The sequence below is a fragment of the Nocardioides lianchengensis genome (assembly GCF_900101465.1).
Classification (GTDB): domain Bacteria; phylum Actinomycetota; class Actinomycetes; order Propionibacteriales; family Nocardioidaceae; genus Nocardioides; species Nocardioides lianchengensis.
This window is the reverse complement of record NZ_FMZM01000018.1, coordinates 1-21,602: the sequence shown is the minus strand read 5'-3', so window position 1 is coordinate 21,602 and position 21,602 is coordinate 1. Positions and strand designations below refer to the sequence as shown.

General features: G+C 72.2%; 22 protein-coding genes. 14 read left to right on the top strand and 8 right to left on the bottom strand.

The genetic code is table 11. The annotated features are described in order from the left end of the window. Positions 1-2: 2 nt before the first annotated feature. From BLT76_RS24265 to BLT76_RS24250, 4 genes are read right to left on the bottom strand one after another with little or no spacing between them, the layout of a single operon-like run. Positions 3-881, bottom strand: a complete 879-nt coding sequence (locus tag BLT76_RS24265; protein ID WP_211753221.1) for a TIGR03620 family F420-dependent LLM class oxidoreductase — start codon at positions 879-881, stop codon at positions 3-5. Next, the gene (locus tag BLT76_RS24260) at positions 878-1,345 is read right to left on the bottom strand and encodes a nuclear transport factor 2 family protein (protein WP_090860899.1); all 468 of its coding nucleotides are present in this window, start codon (positions 1,343-1,345) and stop codon (positions 878-880) included. Before BLT76_RS24260 ends, BLT76_RS24265 begins: the two co-directional genes overlap by 4 nt. Beyond that, the gene (locus BLT76_RS24255; RefSeq protein ID WP_211753219.1) at positions 1,342-1,824 is read right to left on the bottom strand and encodes a MaoC family dehydratase; all 483 of its coding nucleotides are present in this window, start codon (positions 1,822-1,824) and stop codon (positions 1,342-1,344) included. The genes BLT76_RS24260 and BLT76_RS24255 overlap by 4 nt, the downstream gene beginning before the upstream one ends. Then, positions 1,821-3,092, bottom strand: a complete 1,272-nt coding sequence (locus tag BLT76_RS24250; protein ID WP_090860898.1) for an acetyl-CoA hydrolase/transferase family protein — start codon at positions 3,090-3,092, stop codon at positions 1,821-1,823. Before BLT76_RS24250 ends, BLT76_RS24255 begins: the two co-directional genes overlap by 4 nt. 144 nt (positions 3,093-3,236) lie before the next feature. Between BLT76_RS24250 and BLT76_RS24245 the strand changes: the two genes are divergently transcribed. From BLT76_RS24245 to BLT76_RS24185, 13 genes are all read left to right on the top strand, one after another. After that, entirely contained in the window at positions 3,237-4,124 is an 888-nt protein-coding gene (locus BLT76_RS24245) for a branched-chain amino acid ABC transporter permease (protein WP_170867244.1), read from the top strand. A gap of 20 nt (positions 4,125-4,144) precedes the next feature. Then, positions 4,145-5,056, top strand: a complete 912-nt coding sequence (locus tag BLT76_RS24240) for a branched-chain amino acid ABC transporter permease (RefSeq protein WP_170867243.1) — start codon at positions 4,145-4,147, stop codon at positions 5,054-5,056. Beyond that, positions 5,053-5,910, top strand: coding sequence for an ABC transporter ATP-binding protein (locus BLT76_RS24235; RefSeq protein WP_090860895.1), 858 nt, complete (start codon positions 5,053-5,055; stop codon positions 5,908-5,910). Before BLT76_RS24240 ends, BLT76_RS24235 begins: the two co-directional genes overlap by 4 nt. Next, a complete protein-coding gene (locus BLT76_RS24230) occupies positions 5,855-6,559 on the top strand; it encodes an ABC transporter ATP-binding protein (RefSeq protein WP_090860894.1) in 705 nt (234 codons plus the stop codon). The genes BLT76_RS24235 and BLT76_RS24230 overlap by 56 nt, the downstream gene beginning before the upstream one ends. 174 nt (positions 6,560-6,733) lie before the next feature. After that, positions 6,734-7,642, top strand: a complete 909-nt coding sequence (locus BLT76_RS24225; RefSeq protein WP_090860893.1) for an SDR family NAD(P)-dependent oxidoreductase — start codon at positions 6,734-6,736, stop codon at positions 7,640-7,642. A 1-nt stretch (position 7,643) separates the two neighbouring features. Beyond that, positions 7,644-8,618: a nuclear transport factor 2 family protein gene (locus BLT76_RS24220; protein ID WP_090860892.1), complete on the top strand. Its 975-nt coding sequence runs from the start codon at positions 7,644-7,646 to the stop codon at positions 8,616-8,618. Positions 8,619-8,739: 121 nt separating this feature from the next. Next, positions 8,740-9,912: an acyl-CoA dehydrogenase family protein gene (locus BLT76_RS24215; RefSeq protein ID WP_090860891.1), complete on the top strand. Its 1,173-nt coding sequence runs from the start codon at positions 8,740-8,742 to the stop codon at positions 9,910-9,912. A gap of 10 nt (positions 9,913-9,922) precedes the next feature. Next, complete coding sequence (locus BLT76_RS24210) at positions 9,923-10,729, top strand: SDR family NAD(P)-dependent oxidoreductase (RefSeq protein WP_139175852.1); 807 nt, start codon at positions 9,923-9,925, stop codon at positions 10,727-10,729. A 25-nt stretch (positions 10,730-10,754) separates the two neighbouring features. Further along, positions 10,755-11,939, top strand: coding sequence for a thiolase family protein (locus tag BLT76_RS24205; protein ID WP_090860889.1), 1,185 nt, complete (start codon positions 10,755-10,757; stop codon positions 11,937-11,939). Further along, on the top strand, positions 11,936-12,910 hold the full coding sequence (locus tag BLT76_RS24200) for an amidohydrolase family protein (protein WP_090860888.1): 975 nt from the start codon (positions 11,936-11,938) through the stop codon (positions 12,908-12,910). Before BLT76_RS24205 ends, BLT76_RS24200 begins: the two co-directional genes overlap by 4 nt. After that, positions 12,907-14,481 carry a class I adenylate-forming enzyme family protein gene (locus tag BLT76_RS24195; protein ID WP_090860887.1) on the top strand — a complete coding sequence of 525 codons (1,575 nt, stop codon included), beginning with the start codon at positions 12,907-12,909 and terminating at the stop codon, positions 14,479-14,481. The genes BLT76_RS24200 and BLT76_RS24195 overlap by 4 nt, the downstream gene beginning before the upstream one ends. After that, on the top strand, positions 14,478-15,362 hold the full coding sequence (locus tag BLT76_RS24190) for an LLM class F420-dependent oxidoreductase (RefSeq protein ID WP_090860886.1): 885 nt from the start codon (positions 14,478-14,480) through the stop codon (positions 15,360-15,362). Before BLT76_RS24195 ends, BLT76_RS24190 begins: the two co-directional genes overlap by 4 nt. Positions 15,363-15,437: 75 nt before the next feature. Beyond that, on the top strand, positions 15,438-17,126 hold the full coding sequence (locus tag BLT76_RS24185; RefSeq protein ID WP_090860885.1) for a flavin-containing monooxygenase: 1,689 nt from the start codon (positions 15,438-15,440) through the stop codon (positions 17,124-17,126). Between the two features lie 616 nt (positions 17,127-17,742). Here the strand turns inward: BLT76_RS24185 and BLT76_RS24180 are convergent. The 4 genes from BLT76_RS24180 to BLT76_RS26030 form a co-directional block, all read right to left on the bottom strand. Continuing rightward, on the bottom strand, positions 17,743-19,209 hold the full coding sequence (locus BLT76_RS24180; protein ID WP_090860884.1) for a hypothetical protein: 1,467 nt from the start codon (positions 19,207-19,209) through the stop codon (positions 17,743-17,745). A gap of 64 nt (positions 19,210-19,273) precedes the next feature. Beyond that, entirely contained in the window at positions 19,274-20,005 is a 732-nt protein-coding gene (locus BLT76_RS26240) for a hypothetical protein (protein ID WP_090860883.1), read from the bottom strand. Between the two features lie 176 nt (positions 20,006-20,181). Continuing rightward, the gene (locus BLT76_RS24170) at positions 20,182-20,373 is read right to left on the bottom strand and encodes a hypothetical protein (RefSeq protein ID WP_090860882.1); all 192 of its coding nucleotides are present in this window, start codon (positions 20,371-20,373) and stop codon (positions 20,182-20,184) included. Positions 20,374-20,483: 110 nt separating this feature from the next. Further along, complete coding sequence (locus tag BLT76_RS26030) at positions 20,484-20,786, bottom strand: STAS domain-containing protein (protein ID WP_257024158.1); 303 nt, start codon at positions 20,784-20,786, stop codon at positions 20,484-20,486. 159 nt (positions 20,787-20,945) lie between these two features. Between BLT76_RS26030 and BLT76_RS24160 the strand changes: the two genes are divergently transcribed. Then, positions 20,946-21,602 (top strand): S-methyl-5'-thioadenosine phosphorylase (locus BLT76_RS24160; protein ID WP_090860969.1); only part of this gene is annotated, 657 nt, incomplete at its 3' end.

Genomic DNA, 21,602 nt, shown 5'->3' with positions numbered 1-21,602 from the left:
CCTCAGGCGAGGACGGCGAGCAGCGTGCGCCAGTCGTCGACCGGGAACGGGTGGTCGGTCCACGCCGCGTCCGGGTCGAGCATCTGGACGCAGACGTGGTCGGCGCCGGCGGCGACGTGCTCGCGGACCCGGGCGGCGACCTGCTCGGGGGTGCCCCAGGCGACCAGGGCGTCCACCAGCCGGTCCGAGCCGCCCCGGGCGACGTCGTCCTCGGTGAAGCCGAGCCGCTGCCAGCTGCTGACGTAGTTGCCCTGGCGCAGGTACATCGCCAGGTAGCCGCGCGCGACCTCGCGGGCCCGGGCCGGATCGGCCACGAGCAGCGTCATCTGGGTCGGGGCCAGGAACGGCCCGGCGCCGAGCGCGGCGCGCGCCTCGGCGGTGTGCCCGGGCGTGGTGAGGTAGGGGTGCGCGCCGGCCGCGCGGAGAGCGGCCAGCTCCAGCATCCGGGGGCCGAGGGCGGCCAGCACCCGCGCCCCGGCCGGCGGGCCGCCGACCTCGTCGAGGCGGTCGACGTACTCCCGCATGCGGGTGAGCGGGCGGGTGTAGCGGCCCGGCTCGGTGCGGTCGACCAGGCGCGGGTGGCTGACGCCGAGGCCCAGCAGGAACCGGTCGCGCTCGGCGGGATCCAGCGCGGCGACCGCGGCGGCGACGTCGTCGGCCGGCATCGTCCAGATGGAGAGGATCCCGGTGGCGACCGTCGTACGACGGGTGGCGGCGAGCAGGTCCGCGACCCGGTCGAACGGGTCGTCCAGGCCGCCGGTCATCCACAGCGCCGAGCAGCCCGCGTCCTCGAGGGCGGCCGCCGCGTCCATCGCCGCGGACCGCTCGCCCAGCCGCAGCGCGGCCGACCAGGCGCCCCACGGGCCGGCGGGCAGGCTCACGAGAGCACGTCGCCGTGGGCGAGGTCGGCCACCCAGGAGGTGAACCGCCAGCCGTCGGGGGTGCGGGCGAAGGCGCCGTCGTACGACCCGACCACGACGTGGCTGCCGCCCCCGCGGCGGTAGTAGGCGACCGCCTTGAAGCGGGCCGTGGCGGTGTCGCCGCGGACCTCGACCTCCGGGTTCATCAGGGTGTGCAGGATCCACGGCATCGAGGACCGCAGGCGCAGGAACTGCGCGCGGATCTCGTCGTGCCCGCGACACGGCGGGCGGGCGGCGTTGATGTCGTAGACCCCGTCCGGGACCCAGAGCGCGACCAGGGCGTCCAGGTCGGGGTGGCTGTCACCGGCCCAGCCGCCGTCGCACAGCGAGTGGTAGCGGGCGGCCAGCTCCTCGATCGCGCGGACGTCGCGCAGCTCGGTGAGCTGCTCCTCCAGGAGTCGGACCCGGTCCTCCACGGAGGTCATGCGCCGCGCTCGTCCTCGGGGAGGCAGTGCACCAGGGCGGTCCGGACGGCCCGGCAGACCAGCACGCCGTCCTGGTTCAGCCCCCGGTGCTCGAGCGTGACGATGCCCTGGCCGGGGCGCGACGCGGACAGCCGCTTCGGGCCGATCTCGGTCTCGCAGTAGAGCGTGTCGCCGAGGAACACCGGCGCTGGGAAGGCGATCTCCTGGAAGCCCAGGTTGGCGATCGTCGTCTTCTGCGTGAGCTGCGGTACGCCGATGCTGCACACGATCGACATGGTCAGCAGGCTGTTGACGAGCCGCTGGCCGAACTCCGACTCCGCGGACCGGGCCGCGTCGAGGTGCAGCGACTGGCTGTTCAGCGTGATGCTGCAGAACAGGACGTTGTCGGCCTCGGTGATGGTCCGCCCCGGGTCGTGCTTGTAGACGTCACCGGTCACCATCTCCTCGTAGTAGCGGCCTCGGCTGGTGTGGACGGTCACGGGTGCTCCTCGGGGGTGGCGGACGGGCTCAGGGCCGCCCGGTGGTCGGGGTGCGCGACGGAGGCGAGCGCCTCGGCGCGCTCGTGGACGGTGCGCCCGCGCAGCCACGCGGCGCCGTACTCCGTGACGACGACGTCGGGGGTGTGCCGGGCGAGCGTGACCACGTCGGAGCCCAGCCGCGGCACGATCCGGCTGTGCCGCCCGTCCGGCGAGGTCGAGGTGAGTGCGATGACGCTCAGGCCGCCCGCGGACCCGAACCCGGACTCGACGAAGTCGGCGCTGCCGCCGATCCCGGAGACCTGGCGCGCGCCCACCAGCTCGGCGCTGACCTGGCCGTGCAGATCCACCTCGATGGCGGAGTTGACCGCGACCAGCCGCGGGATCCGGGAGAGGTACGACGGGGTGTGCGCGTAGCGACTGTCGCGCATCACGATGGCGGGGTTCTCGTGGGCCAGGTCCATCAGCAGCTGCGTGCCCATCAGCTCGGCGGCGCAGACGGCGGGGCGGGGGTCGCGGTCGTCGACGCGCAGCACGCCCCGGGCGAAGAGGTCGACCATCGCGTCGTTGCCCATGCCGACGAAGCGCACGCCGGGCACGTCGCTCTCGCCGAGGTACGCCGTGAGCGCCTCGGGGACGGCGCCGATCCCGAGCTGGAGGGTCGGCTCGGGCGGCAGCAGCTCCAGGACGTGGGCGGCCACCCGGTCGCTGGTCTCGTCGCGGCGCGCGGCGGGGAAGTGGCACGGCGCGGCGGCGATCTCGACCAGCGCGGCGAAGCGGGAGACGTGCACCATCGAGTCCCCGGTGGTCCGCGGCGTCAACGGGTCGACCTCGGCCAGCACCAGCGCGGCCCGCTCGACCGCGTGGCAGACGTAGCTCGCGGACGGGCCGAGGCTGCACCAGCCGTGGCGGTCCGGCGGGGAGACCCGCACCAGCGCCACCGACGTCCCCCACTGGTCGAGGAGGTCCGGTACGGCGGACGCCCGGGCCGGCACGTAGTCGACCCGGCCGGGGGAGAGGGCCGCCCGCGCCGGCCCATAGGGGTGCCACGTGCGGTAGGCGAGGTGCCCCGCGGCGGCGGCGTCGAGGAACGGGTAGGCCCCGAGCTGCAGACCGGAGTAGAGGGTGGGCCGACCGAGGAGATCGGCGGTGCTCCCGAGCGCCTCGAGCAGGGTCTCCGGAGTGCCGCACCCGGGGGCGGCGACGACCGCGGCACCGGCCGGCAGCAGCCGGAGCGCGGCCTCGGGGCGCAACGTCGTGGGGAGGGGCACAGCTCCGGAACGTAGCCCGCGACCGGAGGTTAAGCAAGTGCTTGATTGAGCATTGACACGGCTTCGTGTGACGTGAGTTACTTCAGGTCAAGCGAGCGCTTGATCTACGTTATGACGTCGGGTTCGCACGGAGGAGGAGAGCCGGTGCAACTGCTGGCACAGCAGCTGGTGAACGGTATCGCCCTGGGCTCGGTCTACGCGCTCTTCGCGGTCGGCTTCGCCCTGATCCTGGCCAAGATGGGGATCCTGAACGTCGCGCACGGCACGTTCGCGACCTGGGGCGCGCTGGCGTCGTACTGGCTGGTCTTCGACCACGGCCTCAACTTCTGGCTGGCCCTCGCGCTCGGCGTCGGGTTCGCCGGGCTGCTCGGGGTGCTGGCCGACCAGCTGGCCTTCGAGCCGCTGCGCCGGCGCAACGCCGGCACCTTCGCGCCGATCATCGCGAGCATCGGCATCTGGATCATCCTGCTGACGCTCGCCGAGGCCTTCAGCGGTCCGGTGGCGGTCAGCTACCCGACCGGCTCGGTGCCGACCGAGCCGATCCGGGCCCTCGGCCTGATCGTGCTCCCCGCGCAGGTGATCACCGTGCTCGCGCTTGTCGTGGTGGTGACCCTGGTCCACCTGCTGCTGACCCGCACCCGCTTCGGCGCGGCGGTCCGCGCGGTGTCGGTGGACCCGCGCTCGGCCACGATCGTCGGGGTCAACGCTCGGCGCACGCTGATCGCGGTGGCCTTCCTGGCGGCCGCGATCGCCGGCCTCGCCGGCGTGCTCGGAGCGCTCTCCGACAACAACGTCTCCTTCAGCATCGGCGAGGCGCTGCTGCTGAAGGGCTTCGCCGCCGTGGTCGTCGGCGGGTACGGCGACATCCGGGGCGCGGCCGTCTGCGGCGTGGCGATCGGCGTCCTGGAGGTCATGAGCTCGCAGTACATCTCGTCCGGGTTCCGCGACGCCATCACCTTCGGGATCCTGCTGCTCGTCCTCGTCGCCCGGCCCCAGGGGCTGTTCGGCGAACGCCAGCTGGTCCGAGCCTGAGTCGGGAGAGGAGACACACCGTGAGCACCACCGCCTGGTTGACCACCCTGCAGTTCGCCGGGGTCAACGCCCTGTTCGCGCTCGCCATCTACGCGTCCCTGTGGACCGGGGTGCTGAGCCTCGCCCCCGTCTTCTTCGGCGCCGTCAGCGCGTTCACCTTCGGCTACCTCGCCGGGGCGATCGGCCTCTCGCCGGCCCTCGGTCTGCTGCTCGGCGTCGCCCTCGGCGCGGCCCTCGGCGCGGCCACCGCGGGGCTGATCATCCGCCTCGACAGCCACTACCTGGCCATGGCGACCATCGCGATGGTGCTCATCGGCCGGGTGCTGGTCCTCAACCTCACCGAGTACACCGGCGGCGCCTCCGGCACCCTGGTCCCCGGAGACCTCGGCACCTGGGTCTGGCTGATCGGCACCCTGGTGGTCGCGGGCTACGTGATGTCGCGCCTCGCCGGCTCCCGCTTCGGCCTGGCGGCCGACGCGGTGCGCGAGGACCCGGCGGTCGCCCAGACCCTGGCCATCTCGCCGCGGCAGATCCAGTTCGTCGGCTTCATCCTCTCCGGCGCGCTGGGTGGCGCGGCCGGCGTCTTCCAGTCCAGCTTCCTGCAGTACATCGGGCCGGACACCTTCTACACCCACCTCGGCTTCGTGACCCTGGCCGCGGTGGTCCTCGGCGGTGCCTTCCACTGGGCCGGCCCGATCGTCGGGGCGATCGCCTTCACGATCCTGCCGGAGCTGCTGCGCGAGCCGATGGGCGAGTACGACCGCGTCGTCACCGGCGTCGCCCTGGTGCTGATCATCATCTACATGCCGCGCGGCCTGGTCGACGTACGGCGGCTGCGGCTGCTGCGCGACCGGACCCGACGGCGACCAGGTGACCGACGAGAGGACGTGACGCCCGCGGGCGCACCGGCCGGGGCGGAGGCGTCGTCGTGACCGCGACCGACTCGGAGTCCCGAGGCGTGCAGACCGCCCCCGTGGCGGTCGACATCTCCCACCTGACCAAGACCTTCGGCGGCCTGGCCGCCGTCGACGACGTGACGATCAGCGTGCCCGAACGACGCATCCACGGGATCCTCGGCCCCAACGGCGCCGGCAAGACGACCGTGCTCAACATGGTGAGCGGGTTCGTGTCCGCCGACGCCGGCCGGATCGACGTCTTCGGCGAGGACGTCACCCGGATGAAGCCGTTCCAGATCGCCCGCCGCGGGGTCGCCCGGACCTACCAGAACATCCGGCTCTTCCCGGGCATGACCGTGCTCGAGACCGTGATCGCCGGCGCCTATCTGCAGCGCAGCTCCACGATCCTCGGCGCCATCCTGCTCAGCCCGGCCGAGCGCCGCGAGCGGCGCGAGATGCGCGACCGGGCCGCCGAGCTCCTCGAGAAGGTCGGCGTGCGCGCCGACCACGGGACCCTGGCCGAGACCCTCTCGTACGGCGACCAGCGGCGAGTCGAGATCGCGCGGGCGCTGGCCACCAACCCGCGGGTGCTGCTGCTCGACGAGCCGACGGCCGGCATGAACGACGTCGAGTCCGAGGCGGTCGGCCTGCTCCTGCGCGAGCTGCGCGACCTCGGGCTCACCCTCATCCTCATCGAGCACAACATGCGGCTCGTCGAGGAGTTCTGCGAATCCGTCTCGGTGATGAACTCCGGCGCCGTGCTCGCCCAGGGCGAGCCCACCTGGTGCCTGGAACAGGACGACGTGAAGGAGGCCTACTTTGGCAAGCGATCCGATGCTGCGCGTATCGCGACTCTGCGCCGCGCACGGCGCGGTCCAGGCGGCGCGTGACGTCGACCTGGAGGTCGCCGCGGGCACCCTCGTCGCGCTGATCGGCTCCAACGGGGCCGGCAAGACCACGACGCTGAACTCGATCGCCGGGCTGCACAAGCCGGCGAGCGGGACGGTCACGGTCGCCGGCCGGGACATCACCGGCTGGGCCTGCCACCGCGTGGTCCGATCCGGGGTCGCGCTGGTCGCGGAGGGACGTCGCGTCGCGCCGCCCCTGACCGTGGTCGAGAACCTGGAGCTGTCGGCGTACTCGGGGAGGAGCAGCAAGGCCGAGCTGCGCGAGCAGCTCGAGCGCGTCTTCGACCTGTTCCCACGCCTGGCCGAGCGGCGCGACCAGTACGCCGCCTCGATGAGCGGCGGCGAGCAGCAGATGCTGGCCGTGGGGCGGGCGCTGATGACCAAGCCCGACGTACTCCTCCTCGACGAGCCGTCGATGGGGCTCGCGCCGAGCATCGTCGACGTGCTCTTCCAGACCATCACCACGCTGCACGAGGCCGGCGCCACGATCCTGCTCGTCGAGCAGAACGCCGAGCTCGCCCTGGCGGTGAGCGACCACGTCTACGTCATGCAGCGCGGCCAGATCGTGTCCGAGGGCACCCCGGACCTGGTCCGCGGGCGCTCCGAGGTCATGTCGGCCCTCTTCGGCTAGGGAAGCGCTGATCAATGGGGGTGGATGTCGGCGTCGTCTCGGTGGTGGGCTGGCAAGGCGCCGACGCGACGTCATACCGCGCGTCTTTCGGCGTGTCGGCAACGCCGCCGAGGCGGCGTCCGGCGCCGCCCGCATTGATCAGCGCTTCCCTCACCCATCCGAGACAGGAGAACCATGAGCGAGATCAGGTTGGACGGCCGCGTCGCCGTCGTCACCGGAGCCGGCCGCGGCCTGGGGCGCGAGCACGCCCTGCTGCTCGGCGCCCGGGGCGCCCAGGTGATCGTGAACGACGTCGGCGGCTCGCTGGACGGCGAGGGTGGCGGGGCCACGCCCGCCGAGCAGGTGGTCGAGGAGATCCGGGCCGCCGGCGGCACGGCGATCGCCGATGCCACCGACGTGAGCACCCTCGAGGGTGCGACGACGATCGTCGAGCTCGCGACCGGCACCTACGGACGTCTCGACGTCCTGGTCAACAACGCCGGCATCCTCCGGGACCGCTCGATGGCCAAGCTGACGCCCGAGGAGGTGGAGCCGGTCCTGCGGGTCCACCTCGGCGGCACCATCTGGATGACCAAGGCGGCCTGGCCGGTCTTCTTGGAGCAGGGCTACGGACGGGTCGTGAACACGACCTCGGCGGCGGGGATCTTCGGCAACTTCGGGCAGACCAACTACGCCGCGGCGAAGGCCGGCATCGTCGGCGTCACCAAGACCCTGGCCATCGAGGGCGCCCGCAGCGGCATCCAGGTCAACGCCATCGAGCCCGGGGCGCGGACCCGGATGACCGAGGACCTGCTCGGCGACCTGGCCGACAGCGTCGACCCCGCGCTCGTCTCGCCGCTGGTCCTGTGGCTCTCCTCCCAGGAGTGCGGGGCCAGCGGCGAGGTCTACAACGTCGGCGGCGGCCGGGTGGCCCGCGTGCTGGTGGCCCAGACCCCGGGCTTCTTCTCGCGGACCCTGACGCCGGAGGACCTCCGCGACCACTGGGACGACATCAACGACGTCGACCAGGCCCAGGTGATGCTGACGTTCCAGGAGGAGATGGCCGTCCTGGTCGCGCTCCTCTCGGACGCCACCCGGGCCTGAGGTGACCGACGCCGCTACGACGCCCGGGACGCTGGCGGTCGGGCGCGGCCTGCTGGCCGCGCTGGACGCCAACGACGCCGACGGCGTACGTCGCTGGTTCGCCCCGGGTGGGACCTGGTGGGTCGACACCGGGCTGGACCGTGCGGCCGGCGACCAGGCGGTCGACCCCGGCCCGGACCGCCCTTGGCCGCTGCACGGGCTGATGGACGCGCAGGCCAAGTGCGACCTGCTCGCCTCGGTCCCGGAGCGGTTCCCGGGCGGGGTGCGCCAACACGTGCGGCGCGCCTTCGCCGGGGGCGACGTGGCGGTGCTGGAGGTCGAGGGGGACGGGCTCTTCCTGGGGGAGCGGCCCTACCGCAACCGCTACTGCTTCGTCGTCCAGGTGTGCGACGGCCTGGCCACCGGGCTGCGCGAGTACCTCGACACCGCGCACAGCGCCGCGGTGTTCGACGGTCGCCACCTCGACCGCCGCTCGCGGGCCGAGCCCCGGGCGCCGTCGTACCGCTCGCCGGGGACCGGGCTCCACGGGATCGTCGATCGCTTCCTCGCCTGCCTCACCGACGCCGACGGCGCGCGGCTCCTGGGGCTGTGCACGCCGGACGCCACCTGGTGGGCCGACGGCGGCCGCCTCCGGACCGCCGGTCCGGAGGCGCCGGTCGACCTCGACGCCGAGCTGGTCGTCGTGGGTCGGGTGCCGGTCGTCGACCGCGCCGTCCGGATCGGGCGGCTGCGCGAGACCTACCCGGACGGCCTCCGCCTGGCCGCCCACCGGGTGGTCGTGGACGACGACCCCGGCAGCGGCCTGGTCGTCGCCGAGGTGGTCGGGCACGGGGTGCACCGCTCCGGGCGGACCTACCAGAACCGCTACGCCTTCGTGCTCCGCGTCGAGGGCACCGACCGGGGGCTGCGGATCGCCGAGGTGCGCGAGTACTGCGACACCCGGCACGCGTTCGACGTCTACGGCATCGACCGCTGAGCGGTTCGCCCCGGCGTACTGCCGACAAGTCAAGCAAGCAAGCGCTTGACATCTAATCAAGCACTTGCTTTACAGTGTGACCTGCTGCACTCGCCGCACCGACCCGGAGGACGACCCGCCCATGCCTGAGCTGCGCGACCCGGACCACGAGCTGATCGCCAAGGCGATCCGCGCCCGACTGGCCGAGTTCGACGACGCCTACTGGTCGGCGTGCGACACCGAGCACCGCTTCCCTTGGGAGTTCTTCCAGGTGATGGCGGACGAGGGCTGGGTCGGCCTCGCCATCCCGGAGCAGTACGGCGGGGGCGGGCGGGGCGTCACCGAGGCGGCGATCCTGCTGCGCGAGGTCGCCGCGTCCGGCGCGGCGATGAACGGCTGCACCGCCCTGCACATGAACGTCTTCGGCCTCCAGCCGGTCATCAAGTACGGCAACGAGCGGCTCAAGGACACCTTCCTGCCGCCGGCGGCGGCGGGGGAGCTGCACGTCGCCTTCGCCGTCACCGAGCCCGACGCCGGGACCGACACCTCACGGATCAAGACCAAGGCGGTCCGCGACGGCGACGGCTGGCGGATCTCGGGCCAGAAGATCTGGACGAGCAAGGCGATCGAGTCCTCGATGGCCCTGATGCTGGCCCGCACCTCGCCGGCGCCGACCGACGACGAGCGCCGCCGCTTCGACGGGCTGAGCCTGTTCCTCATCGACCTCGACCCCGACCACGTCGACATCCGGCCGATCGCCAAGGCGGGCCGCAACGCGGTCGCCACCTGCGAGACCTTCTACGACGACCTGCCCGTCGAGGGCTGGCGGCTGGTGGGCGAGGAGGGCCAGGGCTTCAAGCACATCCTCGCCGGCCTCAACCCCGAGCGGATCCTCATCGCCGCCGAGGCCACCGGCATCGGCCAGGCCGCGCTGCGCCGGGCCACCGACTACGCCAAGGTGCGGCGCGTCTTCGACCGCCCGATCGGCAGCAATCAGGCGATCAGCCACCCGCTCGCCGACGCCTACGCCCGACTCGAAGCGGCCTGGGAGCTGACCCTCGTCGCCGCCCAGCGCTACGACGCCGGGCTGTCCTGCGGTGCCGAGGCCAACATCGCGAAGTACCTCGCCGCCGAGGCCGGCTACGACGCCGCCGACCGCGCCGTCCAGGCCCACGGCGGCCTCGGCTACGCCACCGAGTACCACGTCGAGCGCTACTGGCGCGAGGCCCGGATCATGCGGCTGGCGCCGATCAGTCAGGAGATGTCCCTCAACTTCATCGCGCAGCAGGTGCTCGGCCTGCCGCGGAGCTACTGAGGAGCCGGCCGTGACACGACTCTCGGGCCGGGTGGCCTACGTCCTCGGCGGCGGCAGCGACGGACCGGCGCGCCCCGGCGACGAGCTGCCGATGGGCAACGGCCGCGCCATCGCGCTGCGGCTGGCCGCCGAAGGGGCCCTGGTCGTGGTGGGGGACAAGGTCCCCGAGCGCGCGCAGGCCACGGTCGACCACCTCCGGGCGACCGGCGGCGAGGGCCTGGCCGTCGAGGTGGACGCCGCCGACCCCGACTCGTGCCGCCGCGCCGTCGAGGCCACCGTGGCGTACGGCGGCCGCCTCGACATCGTGGTCTGCAACGTGGGGATCTCCGGCCGCGAGCCGCTGAAGGTGCAGTCCCTGGAGGACTGGGCGCTGGCCGACGCGGTGAACGTCCGCTCCCACTGGCTCACCGCGCAGGCCGCGCTGACCCCGATGCTGGAGCAGCAGGCCGGCAGCGTGGTCTTCGTCGGCTCGACGGCCGGCCTGGCGAGCAGCCGCCGGTCGCTGTCCTACGAGGCGACCAAGGCCGCCCAGCTCGCCGTGATGCGCCACGTCGCGGTCCGCTACGCCGCCCGGGGGATCCGGTCCAACGCCGTGGTGCTGGGCAACATCGACTCGGCGCTGGTCCGCCGCGAGTTCGGCGAGGGGGGCGCGGCGCGGGGTGCCGTCGTCCCGATGGGTCGTGAGGGGCGCCCGGAGGAGGTCGCCGGTGCGGTCGCCTTCCTGGTCAGCGACGACGCGGGCTACGTGACCGGCCAGAGCCTCGTCGTCGACGGCGGCGTCAGCGCCGCCTGGCCCAGCCCGCCGGTGATGCCGTGATGTCCCGCCCAGTCAGGAGCAGCGTGTGAACAGCAACGTCGTCGTCAGCGGCGTCGGGATGAGCCCCTTTGGCAAGTTCCTCGACCGATCGATGAAGGACCTCGGACGGGTGGCGGTCGACGCGGCCCTGGCCGACGCCGGCATCGGGGTCGGCGAGGTCCAGGCGATGGTCTTCTCCAACGCCCTCGCCGGCCTGATCACCGGCCAGGAGTGCATCCGCGGTGAGGTCGTGGGCTACCCGCTCGGCCTGGCCGGCATCCCGATCCACAACGTCGAGAACGCCTGCGCCTCCGGCGGCAACGCCCTGCACCTGGCCTGGCTGATGGTCGCCTCCGGCCTGCACGAGACGGTGCTGGCGCTCGGGGTCGAGAAGACCAACCACGAGGACCGGCAGCGCACCTTCAGCGCGTACGCCGCCGGCATGGACGTCGAGGAGCGCTTCGCCACGGGAGACGGGGCCGGCGAGGAGCGCAGCCCGTTCGTCGACCGCCAGGCGCGGCTGGCCGGGAAGCTCTTCGACGAGCGCGGCGTGACCATGGAGGGTCTGGCGCGGGTCACGTCCCGGTCGCTCGAGGCGGCCCGGCTCAACCCGTTCGCGCACCGCCGGTTCGGCGGCAGCCCCGAGGACGTCCTCAACGCCCGGGTCGTCGTCGACCCGCTGACCGTGCTGATGAGCTCCCCGATCAGCGACGGTGCCGCGGCGGCCGTCGTCACCAGCCGCCCGGACGCGGTCGCGTCGGGTCGCTCGGTGCGGATCCTCGCCTCCCGGATGGCCACCCGGCCGCCCCGCGACCAGCCCGACGCCCCGAACGCGGTCGCGGCCAGCGCGCAGGCGGCGTACGAGCAGGCGGGGCTGGGACCCGAGGACATGGACCTCGCCGAGGTCCACGACGCGTCCGTGGCCTACGAGCTGATGGCCTGGACCGACACCGGCCTCTGCGCGCCCGGGGACGAGCAGCGCTGGGCGATGGAGGGCGTCACCGAGGCCGGAGGCGCCATGCCGGTGAACCGCTCCGGGGGCCTGGTCGGGCGCGGGCACGCGCTCGGGGCGAGCGGGCTGGCCCAGGTGCACGACGTCGTCGCCCAGCTGCGCGGCGAGGCCGGTGACCTTCAGCTCGACGGGCCGCGGACCGGGCTCGTGCAGATCGGCGGCGGGGTCGTCGACTGGCTGACGGCGGCCTCGAGCGTGCACGTGCTGGCGGCGCCGTGAGGGCCGACGAGCTGGTGATCGACGCCCACATGCACGTGTGGGACGCGAGCTGGCTCCCCGAGGGCCTGCGCCAGGCCTGGGCCCGCCAGGGCGCGGGCCGCCGGCTGCCGGAGCGCTGCCCGAACGAGGTGTTCGGCCACGTCGCGGTCGGCCAGAGCGACCCCGACGCCGCGCTCACGATCGCCGCGTTCGACCGGGCGGGGGTCGCGGCCGGCCTGGTGCCGGTCGTCGACTGGACGATCGTCGGGCGGCCCACCGGCACCCACCTCCCGATCGCGGAGCTGAACGCCCGCTACGAGGAGCTGTCCACCAAGCACCAGGACCGGCTGTACTTCTGCGCCGGGCTGGACCCCCGCCACCCCGACGCCCGTGCGCTGTTCGAGGCCGCGGTCGCCCATCCGCACTGCCGGGGGCTGAAGCTCTACCCGGCGGCGGGCTGGGACCTGCGCGACCCCGCCCACGCGTGGCTGTTCGAGGAGCTGCTCGCCCGCGACCTCCCGGCGGTGGTGCACACCAGCCCGCTGGGCGGCGACCCGCTGCAGGTGATCCGGTGCCGGCCCGCGGAGGTGGCGGCGCTGACGGCGACGTACCCCGGGCTGCGCGTGGTCTACGCCCACGCGGGCCTGGAGGGCTGGTGGTCGGAGGCGGTCGACTGCGCGACCGGGTGGCAGCACGCCTACCTGGAGCTGTCGCTGTGGCAGCGCGTCGCCCTCCAGGACTACGACGAGTTCCGGCGCCGGGTACGGCGGATGCGCGACCAGGTGGGCGCGCACCGTCTCGTCTTCGGCTCCGACATCATCCGCGGTCCGCGTCACGACCCCGCGGGTGACGAGTTGGTGCAGTGGATCAGCATGGTCCGAGACCTCGCAGCGCCGTACGCCGGCGCCGCGGCGGTCCTCTCGGACGAGGAGCTCGGGCTCTTCCTTGCTGGCAACGCGGTTCGGTTGTTCGACCTCAAGGAGCACGCATGAGCGAGACCCTCGGAGACCTCTTCGCCAAGGCGGGTCGCCGGTTCCCCGACAACGTCGCGATCGCCTCGCTGGGGCGTGAGCGCACCTTCGCCGAGGTGATCGACCGCGGCTGGCGGTTGGCGCACGCCCTGCGCGACCGCGGGCTGCCCGCCGGCTCGTCGGTCGCCGCGATGCTCGGCAACCGCGTCGAGTCGCTCGAGGTGTACGTCGGCCTCGCGCTCGGCGGCTACACGGCCGTGCACGTGAACGACCGGCTGACGGCCGCCGAGGTCGACTACGTCCTGACCGACTCCGGCGCCGCCGGCCTGGTGCACACCGACGGCGCCTCCCCGGTGGCGGCCCAGCTGACCGGCGCCGGGGCGCTGCGGGCCTGGCTCGCGATCGACGACGCGCCGCCGGCGGGAGCGGAGTCCTTCGACGCCGCGCTGGACGCCGCGGACTCCTCGCCGCTGCCGATCGAGGCGGACGTCGAGGCGACCGCGCTGATCGGCTACACGAGCGGCACCACCGGCTTTCCCAAGGGCGTCCTGGTCAGCCACCGCGCGGTGGTCAACTGCATCAAGCTGGTGCCGTTCGCCTACCGGCTGCCCCTCCAGGGGCACGCGGCCTTCCCGGGCGGCTGGTCGTTCGTCTCGGGGCTGTGGGGCGTGATCTTCCCGCACTTCTACACCGGGGGGACGGTCTCCTTCATCCCCGGCGCGACCCCGGACGAGTGGGGCCGGCACATGGCCGAGCACCGCTCGACCTTCACCCTCGGCCTGACCCCGCTGATCCCCGGTCTGATGGCGGCCCTGCGCGAGCACCCGGCCGCGCTGGACTCGCTGCAGTCGGTGCTGCACTCCGGCGGGCCGCTGCCGCCCGAGCTGGCCTCGGACCTGGTCGACCTGATCGGCGACCGACTGGTCGAGACCTACGGCATGACCGAGGTCGTCGGCCCGATCACCATCACCAACCGCAGTGACTGGCGCGGCCAGGGCGCCGCTCGCGACATCTTCGAGTCGGTCGGCCGGCCGCTGCCCACGTCGTCGATGCGCGTGGCCGACGCCGCCGGCGCGACCCTCCCGGTCGGCGAGGTGGGGGAGTTGGTCATCTCGGCGGACACGATGTTCTCCGGCTACCACGGCCAGCCCGAGAAGACCGCCCACGCGCTGCGGGGCGACGAGTACTTCACCGGCGACCTCGGCTACCGCGACGAGGCCGGCTACTACTACCTCACCGGTCGCGCCCAGGACCTGATCATCAGCGGCGGCGCGAACGTCTACCCCGCCGAGGTCGAGCGCGTGCTGCTGCTCATGGACGAGATCAGCGAGGCGGCGGTCTTCGGGCTCCCCGACGACCGGTGGGGCGAGGCGGTCTCGGCGGCCGTCGTCGTCGCGCCGGGCGCGACGCTGGACGAGGACGCCGTACGGACCTTCGCCCGGGGGCAGCTGGCCGGCTACAAGAAGCCCGTCCACGTCTTCTTCGTCGACCAGCTGCCCCGCAACTCGGGGCTGAAGGTGATGAAGCACGTCCTGAAGGAGCAGCTCGCCGACGCGGCGGGCGCCCACGACACGGAAGGAGCGACGGCATGAAGCTCGGCATCAGCGAGCTCTTCCCCGGCGTCGGTCGACGCAGCGGCAGCTGGTCGGCCGAGGCCGCGCAGCTGATCGAGGAGATCGGCTACCGCAGCGTCTGGCTCCCCGAACATGTCGTGTTCTTCCCGGAGTACCGCTCGCAGTATCCCTACGAGTCGGGCGGGGCCCAGGAGGTCCACAAGACCCTGGGCGTGCACGACCCGCTCGTGCTCGCGGGGGCGATCGCCGCCTCGACGACGACGCTGCGGATCGGGACGTACGTCTTCGTGGTCCCGCAGCGCAACCCGATCGTGACCGCCCGCCAGGTCGCCAGCGTCGACCAGCTCAGCGGCGGTCGCTTCGAGTTCGGCGTCGGCGTCGGCTGGTCCGAGGAGGAGTACGGCGCCCTCGACGTCCCCTTCGAGCGCCGTGGCGAGCGGATGAACGACTACCTCGCCGCGATGCGCGTGCTGTGGTCCGAGGGCGAGATCAGCGAGTACCGCGGTGAGTTCGTCGACTTCGAGCCGCTCTACTGCTTCCCGAAGCCCGCGCAGGCCCGGCTGCCGATCATCGTCGGCGGCAACAGCCGCGCCAGCCTGGAGCGGATCGTCGCGTTCGGCGACGGCTGGGCCGGCTACAGCCGGACCCACGAGGACATCAAGGTCTTCATCGGCCGGCTCGAGCCGATGATGGCCGCCGCAGGGCGCAGCATGGACGAGCTCTCGCTGAAGGTGGGGCGCCGCAGCAAGGGCGCGACCGAGCAGGACTGGGAGGACGACCGGGCCTACATCGAGGAGGCCCTGCGGCTCGGCATCGACGAGGTCGTCGTGTCGCCCCGGATCGGCGACGACCACTACGAGCGCGACATGAGGCGGTACGCCGAGATCCTCGGCCTCTGATCGGCTCGACGGCGGCGTCTCGGTGACGTACGCTGGCAAAAGTAGAGCAAGCGCTTGATTAATTAGGAGAACGACATGGGCAGCACCGACCCGATCCCGTCCGAGGGCCCGGAGATCGACTACCTGATCATCGGCGCCGGGGTGTGCGGGCTCTACCAGCTCCACCAGCTGCTGGAGATCGGAGCCTCGGTGCGGGTGGTCGACGCCAACGCCGGTCTCGGAGGCACCTGGTTCAACAACCGCTACCCGGGCTGCCGGTTCGACTCGGAGTCGTACACCTACCAGTACTCCTTCTCCCGGGAGCTCCTCGACGAGTGGACCTGGAAGGAGCGCTTCGCCGCCCAGGGCGAGACGCTGTCCTACCTCCAGCACGTCGCCGAGCGCTTCGACCTGGAGCGTCACATCACCTTCGACGCGCGGGTCGTGCGCGCCGAGTGGGTCGAGGACGGCTGGTTCTGGCGGGTGCAGCTCGCCGACGGGACCGAGATCCGCACGCGCTTCGTGCTCGGCGCGATGGGCCTGCTCTCGGTCCCGACCTACCCGCGGGTCGCGGGCGTCGGCAGCTTCGGGGGCGTGGAGACGCACACCTTCGACTGGCCGGAGGGGCTCGACGTGACCGGCAAGCGGGTGATCGTCATCGGGACCGGCGCGAGCGGTGTCCAGGTGATCACCGACATCGCCGACAAGGTCGCGCAGCTGACCGTCCTGCAGCGGGACGCCAACTGGACGGCGCCGCTCGGCAACGGACCGATCACCGACGACGAGATGGCTCGGCTGCGGACGTCGTACGACGAGATCTTCGCGTGGTGCCGCGAGACGCCCGCCGGCTTCATCCACCGTCCCGACCGTACGCTGTCGACCGACGTCACCCGCGAGGAGCGCTGGGCGCACTGGGAGGACCTCTACGCGAACGGCCAGGGGGCCGCGATGTCGATGGGCAACTACCGCGACACGATGATGGAGGTCGAGCCCAACCGGGAGCTGTCGGAGTTCGTGGCCGGCAAGATCCGGGAGCGCGTGCAGGACCCGGCGGTCGCCGACATCCTCATCCCGAAGGACCACGGCTTCGGCAACAAGCGGGTCGCGGGGGAGTCGGGCTTCTACGAGGTCTTCAACCGGCCGAACGTCGAGCTCGTGGACATCATGGCCAACCCGATCGACGAGGTCACCCCGAGCGGGATCCGGCTGCTGCTGGAGGAGGGTGGGACGCGGGACCTCGAGGCGGACGTCATCGTCTACGCCACCGGCTTCGACGCGGTCACCGGCGCCTTCGACCGGATCGAGTTCGTCGGGGTCGACGGGGTCCGGCTCAAGGAGCAGTGGAAGGACGGGCCGGAGACCTGCATCGGGGTCCAGGTGTCCGGCTTCCCGAACCTCTTCATCCTGGTCGGCCCGCAGTCGGGCGCCGCGACGGCCAACTTCCCCCGCGGGATCGAGGACGTCGTGAACTGGATGACCGAGACCGCCCGTCAGATCGAGCGCAACGGCATCGGCCGCTTCGAGGCGCGCCGCGAGGCCGAGGTCGAGTGGGTCCAGCACGTCCGCGAGATCAACAGCCTGCTGCTGCTCGCCCACTCCAAGTCCTGGTTCAACGGCCACAACATCAACCTCGACCGCGAGGACAAGCCGCGCGTCATGGTCTATCTCGGCGGTGCTCCGCGCTACCGGAAGCGTCTCGCCCAGGAGATCGAGAACGGCTACCCGAGCTTCCGGCTCGCCCCGAGTCCGGACCTCCCCGTCGGATACGCCGCCACGGGGGCCTGAGCGGCACCCCGAACGCGCTCGACGCCGCCGGTCCGAGGGCCGGCGGCGTCGAGGCGGTGGAGCGGAGGAGGGCGTCAGCCCTTCTTGGTCTCCGAGTAACTAGCCGTCAACGGTGTTGACCGAAGATTGACGGAAATAGCCTCTGACCTGGGCGGACAAGATTTTCGAATAGCGATGGACGATGGTTGTGGACGGACTTCAGCGGGTGTCTTGCGGACCGTTTGCGGACTCATGAACGCCTCCGAAGCGCCGCGAGCGCGGCAGTGTGTCCGTGATTCTGACCCGGGCGGAAGATGCCTGTTCGGGCATCCGAGGGATGAGTCGGAACGAGCCACAAGGGACGTCTGACGAGCCAAACTCCACCACGTCTGAGGACCTTCGGGCCAGGCAAGAGGCGACGTAGGACTGGCACGAGAGCGAGGCATGTGTGTTGGGAATTCAACAGTTCGCAACAAGCCGTCGCGGACCCGGTGCGCACTAGTCGCGGACGGACTTTGAGCATCGACCGGACCGACAGAGTGACGATGTTCAGCGAGTTGGCCCCGCTCCCTTCAAGCCCGAAGGGCCCCGGTCCCGCCGGGTGGCGGGGCCGGGGCCCTCGTGGGTGGTGCGGGTGTCAGCGGTCGTTCGAGAACAGGTCCTTCAGGTCCTCGGTCGAGAACGAGCCCTCCGGGTGGCCGGAGAAGCCGTCGAAGGAGAAGTCCTGACCGTTGTGGTCCTCGGTGTGCGAGGACTGCTCGTCGGTCGTGACCTCGTCGCCGTCGCGCACCTCGTCGGACGTGGCGTGGTGGTCGGCCGAGCCCTGCTCGACCAGGCCACCGAAGCCGTCGTACGCGAAGGGCGCGTCGTAGCCGCCCTCGGTGGTGCTGTGGCTGGACGACTCGTCCTGGTCACCGGTGCTCGACGTGGAGCCGGACTGCTCGTTCAGCAGGCCGAACGTCGGGTCACCCGTCGCCTCGCCGGTGTGCCCGGACACCGTGGTGTCGTCGTGCGAGGCGTCGCTCTCGGTGCTCGAGGTGGACGTGTCGCCGTCCGTCGCCGTGGTGGTGTCGGTCGACGTCGAGTCCTGGGTGGTCCCGAAGGTGCCGAAGAACCCGTCGAAGGCGTACGGCGCGCCGCCGGTCAGCGCGCTGCTCGACGCGGAGTCGGACTCCTCGATCCCGTCCTCGTCACCGAGCGAGGAGCTGTTCTCGGACTGGTGCTGCGAGAACTGCCCGTGCGGGTCGATCGCCAGACCGCCGCCGCCGTACTCACCGCTGGTGCTCTGGTGGTCGGTGGAGGCGTGCGAGGACGAGGTGGACTCGTCGCCGTCGCTGCTCTGTGAGGCGTCCTCCTGGGTGGAGGTGCTGTCCGCGGTGAACCAGCCGGTCACGCCCTCGATGATGATCGGCGCGGCCGCCGCGCCCTGGGTGGACGAGCTGCTGCTGCTCTCGTCAACGCCGTCCTCGCCACCGAGCGACGAGTCGGACTGCTCCTGGGCGTTGCCGAAGGCGGCCTGCGGGTCGAGCGTGATGCCACCGGTGTCGAGACCGCTCTCGGAGCTGGACGAGTCGTGGTTCGACTCGCTCTCCTGGTGCGAGCGGTCGCCGTCCTGCGAGCTGCTCGAGGACTGGTCCCTCGACTCCCCGGACTGGTGCTGGTGGATCTTGACGCCACCGAGCTCGATCGGCGCGGAGGCGGAGCCCTTCGACTCGGACTGCGACGAGGACTCGTCGCTGCCGTGGTCGCCTCCACGGGACTCGTCGTGCGACGAGCTGCTGTTGGAGAGGGCGCCGCCGAGGTCGATCCGCGACGGGTCAATGTCGATGCCGCCACCGTTCTTCGAGTGCTCCTCGGAGCTCTCGTGGTGCTTCGTGGACTCCTCGCCGTCGGAGCTGCTGCTCGTCGAGGACGACGAGGAGGAGGTCTCGGAGGTCGAGCCGAGGCTCAGGCCGCCGATCTCCAGCGGGCTGGAGAGCGACGAGTCGCTCTGATTCGACGAGGAGTCGTGCTGCTCGTCGGCGTGGGCCGTGGCGGAGCCGGCGATCACGATGCCGCCGGTCACGGCCACGGTGGCCAGGGAACGCTTGATCCAGATGTTCATGAGAGTTGTTGCCTTTCGTCTGGTGGAGGTCGTTCGTCTGCAGGGATGCGGACGATCGGACCGGTCAGCCAGGCGAGGTGTCGGGGCGCAGGTGGTGCTGGGAGTCGTGGCGGATGTCGAGGATCGCGGTGCGACCGCCGTCCCAGGAATCGTCGGGCAGCAGGGTGCCGCGCAGGTCGCCCGCGACGGGTACGACGCTCAGCACGCCCTCGGTGTGCGTGATGCCGGTGTCGTCCGGGTCGTCGCTGCCGGCGGGTGAGGCGAGGTCGCGGGCGTCGGCGCGCTCGGGCTCCGGAGCCGGAGCAGGCGGCTCGGTCGCCGGGTGCCGGACGTCGCGGTCGGGGACCGCCGCCGGAGCCGGCGCAGCGGGTCGCTCGGCGGCCGGCTGGGGGTCGGTCGGCTGCTCGGCCGGGGTCCCGGTGGGCGGATCGACCGGAGGCGGCTCGGGCGCGGGGTCGGGGGTCGGCGGATCGGCGGCCGGTTCGGGTGCCGGTTCGGGTGCTGGAGCGGGCTCAGGGGCGGGCTCGGGCTCGGGGGTCGGCTCGGGCGTCGGCCGGGTGGACGGGTCCAGCAACTCCTCGGCCCCGGTGACGGTGTCCTCCACGACCCCACCCACGACACCGCCGACGCCCTCGACCAGCTGGCCGAGGACCGGGCGCGGCTCGGGATCAGGGCCGCCATGCGAGGAAGGCGACGCGGACGCACTCGCCGAGCCGAGCAGCACCAGGACGGCAGCGGCAGCGACCACCACGAGGGCTCCGAGCAGGAGCCGGGCGGGCCGCCGAGCGGCGTCCATGGGGTCACCTCTATCAGTGCACGTCGGGGAGCTGGGTCGAAAGTGGTTCGGTACCGCCTGGAGGTCGGATTGCCGGTCTAGCACTACTCCTGGATCGCTGAGGCCTCGTCGTCCGCCCGAGCCGGGTCCCGGTCGGGGCCTCGCGATCGTGGGGTGGTGTGTCCGCGCTGGGGTCATCAGAGCGTGAACGACGGACTCGTGAGCGACGTGGCCAGCTGTTGGACGAAGGCATAGCCGCTCTTGGTGCGGATCTGGCTGAGCTGGTCGGCGCCGGAACGAGGTTGGAGGAGATGGCCGACGAGCTTCTCATCCGCCTGCTGCCCGAGACGCCTGACGACGACGTTGCGCTCGCCATCGTCCGGCTTCACCGCGAGGACCGACCGCGTCCCGCGGAGGCCGGCCTGAACGGATTCCGCCCGACCTGCCAGCGAATCTCGCCACTCCCGAAGAAGCCTGATACGGAGCTGGACCGAAGGTGTCAGTCCCGCTCAGCCATGGTGGTACTCGCGGGCAGGCGAAGAGCATCGCGCGGGTATGGCCGGATGCCTTGGGCCACCACGATCATCCGCCAAGCTGCGCGGCTCACCGCGATGATGTCGAGACGGCTGCCGGCCGTGGCGGCGATCTGGTGGGCGCCGAGCAACGCGGTGATCCCGGCGCAGTCCATGAAGGTGACGCCGGAGAGGTCCACCGTGATCTGTCCGAGGACCACAGAGAGGTCCGAGACGACGGCGAGCAGGTGGTCGTGCGCGCCCAGGTCGAGGCTCCCGTCGAGGACCAGGTCGGCCCGTCTGGTGGGCAGCGGGTTCCGGTAGGGGATGGGTGGCTCCAGAGTGTTGGTACGAACCCGAGCAGCGTAGAGGGCGGACCAGTCGGCTCGCCGCGGCGGTGTCTGAGACGGAAGGGATGGGGGAGGTCCGTCCTGGGCAACAGGTCGGACATGAACGCTCCCCAGGCCGACGTCGCCGTCATCGGCGGCACCGGCTTCTACTCCTTCCTCACCCAGACCGGCGGCGACGCCGAGGAGATCGTCGTCGAGACGCCGTACGGCGCCCCGTCGGCGCCGGTCTCCCTCGGCACCGTCGCGGGCCGCCGGGTGGCGTTCCTGCCGCGGCACGGGAAGCGCCACGAGCACCCTCCGCACGGGATCAACTACCGGGCGAACCTGTGGGCGCTGCGCTCGCTGGGCGTGGGCCAGGTGCTCGCTCCGTGCGCGGTCGGCGGCCTGTGCACCGAGGTCGCGCCGGGTGACGTGGTCGTCCCCGACCAGCTCGTGGACCGCACGCACCGCCGGATCTCCAGCTACGTCGAGACCGGGGCCGTGCACCTGCCCTTCGCCGACCCGTACTGCCCGCGGGTGTCGCTGGCGGTCGCGGGCGCGGACCCGGAGGTGAAGGTCGGCGGGACCATGGTCGTGATCGAGGGGCCGCGGTTCTCCACGCGGGCCGAGTCGCGCCACTACGGCGCCCAGGGCTGGAGCCTGATCAACATGACCGGCGCCCCCGAGGCGGCGCTCGCCCGGGAGCTGCGGATGTGCTACTCGGCGATCGCCCTGGTCACCGACATGGACGCCGGGGTCGAGTCCGGCTCGGGGGTC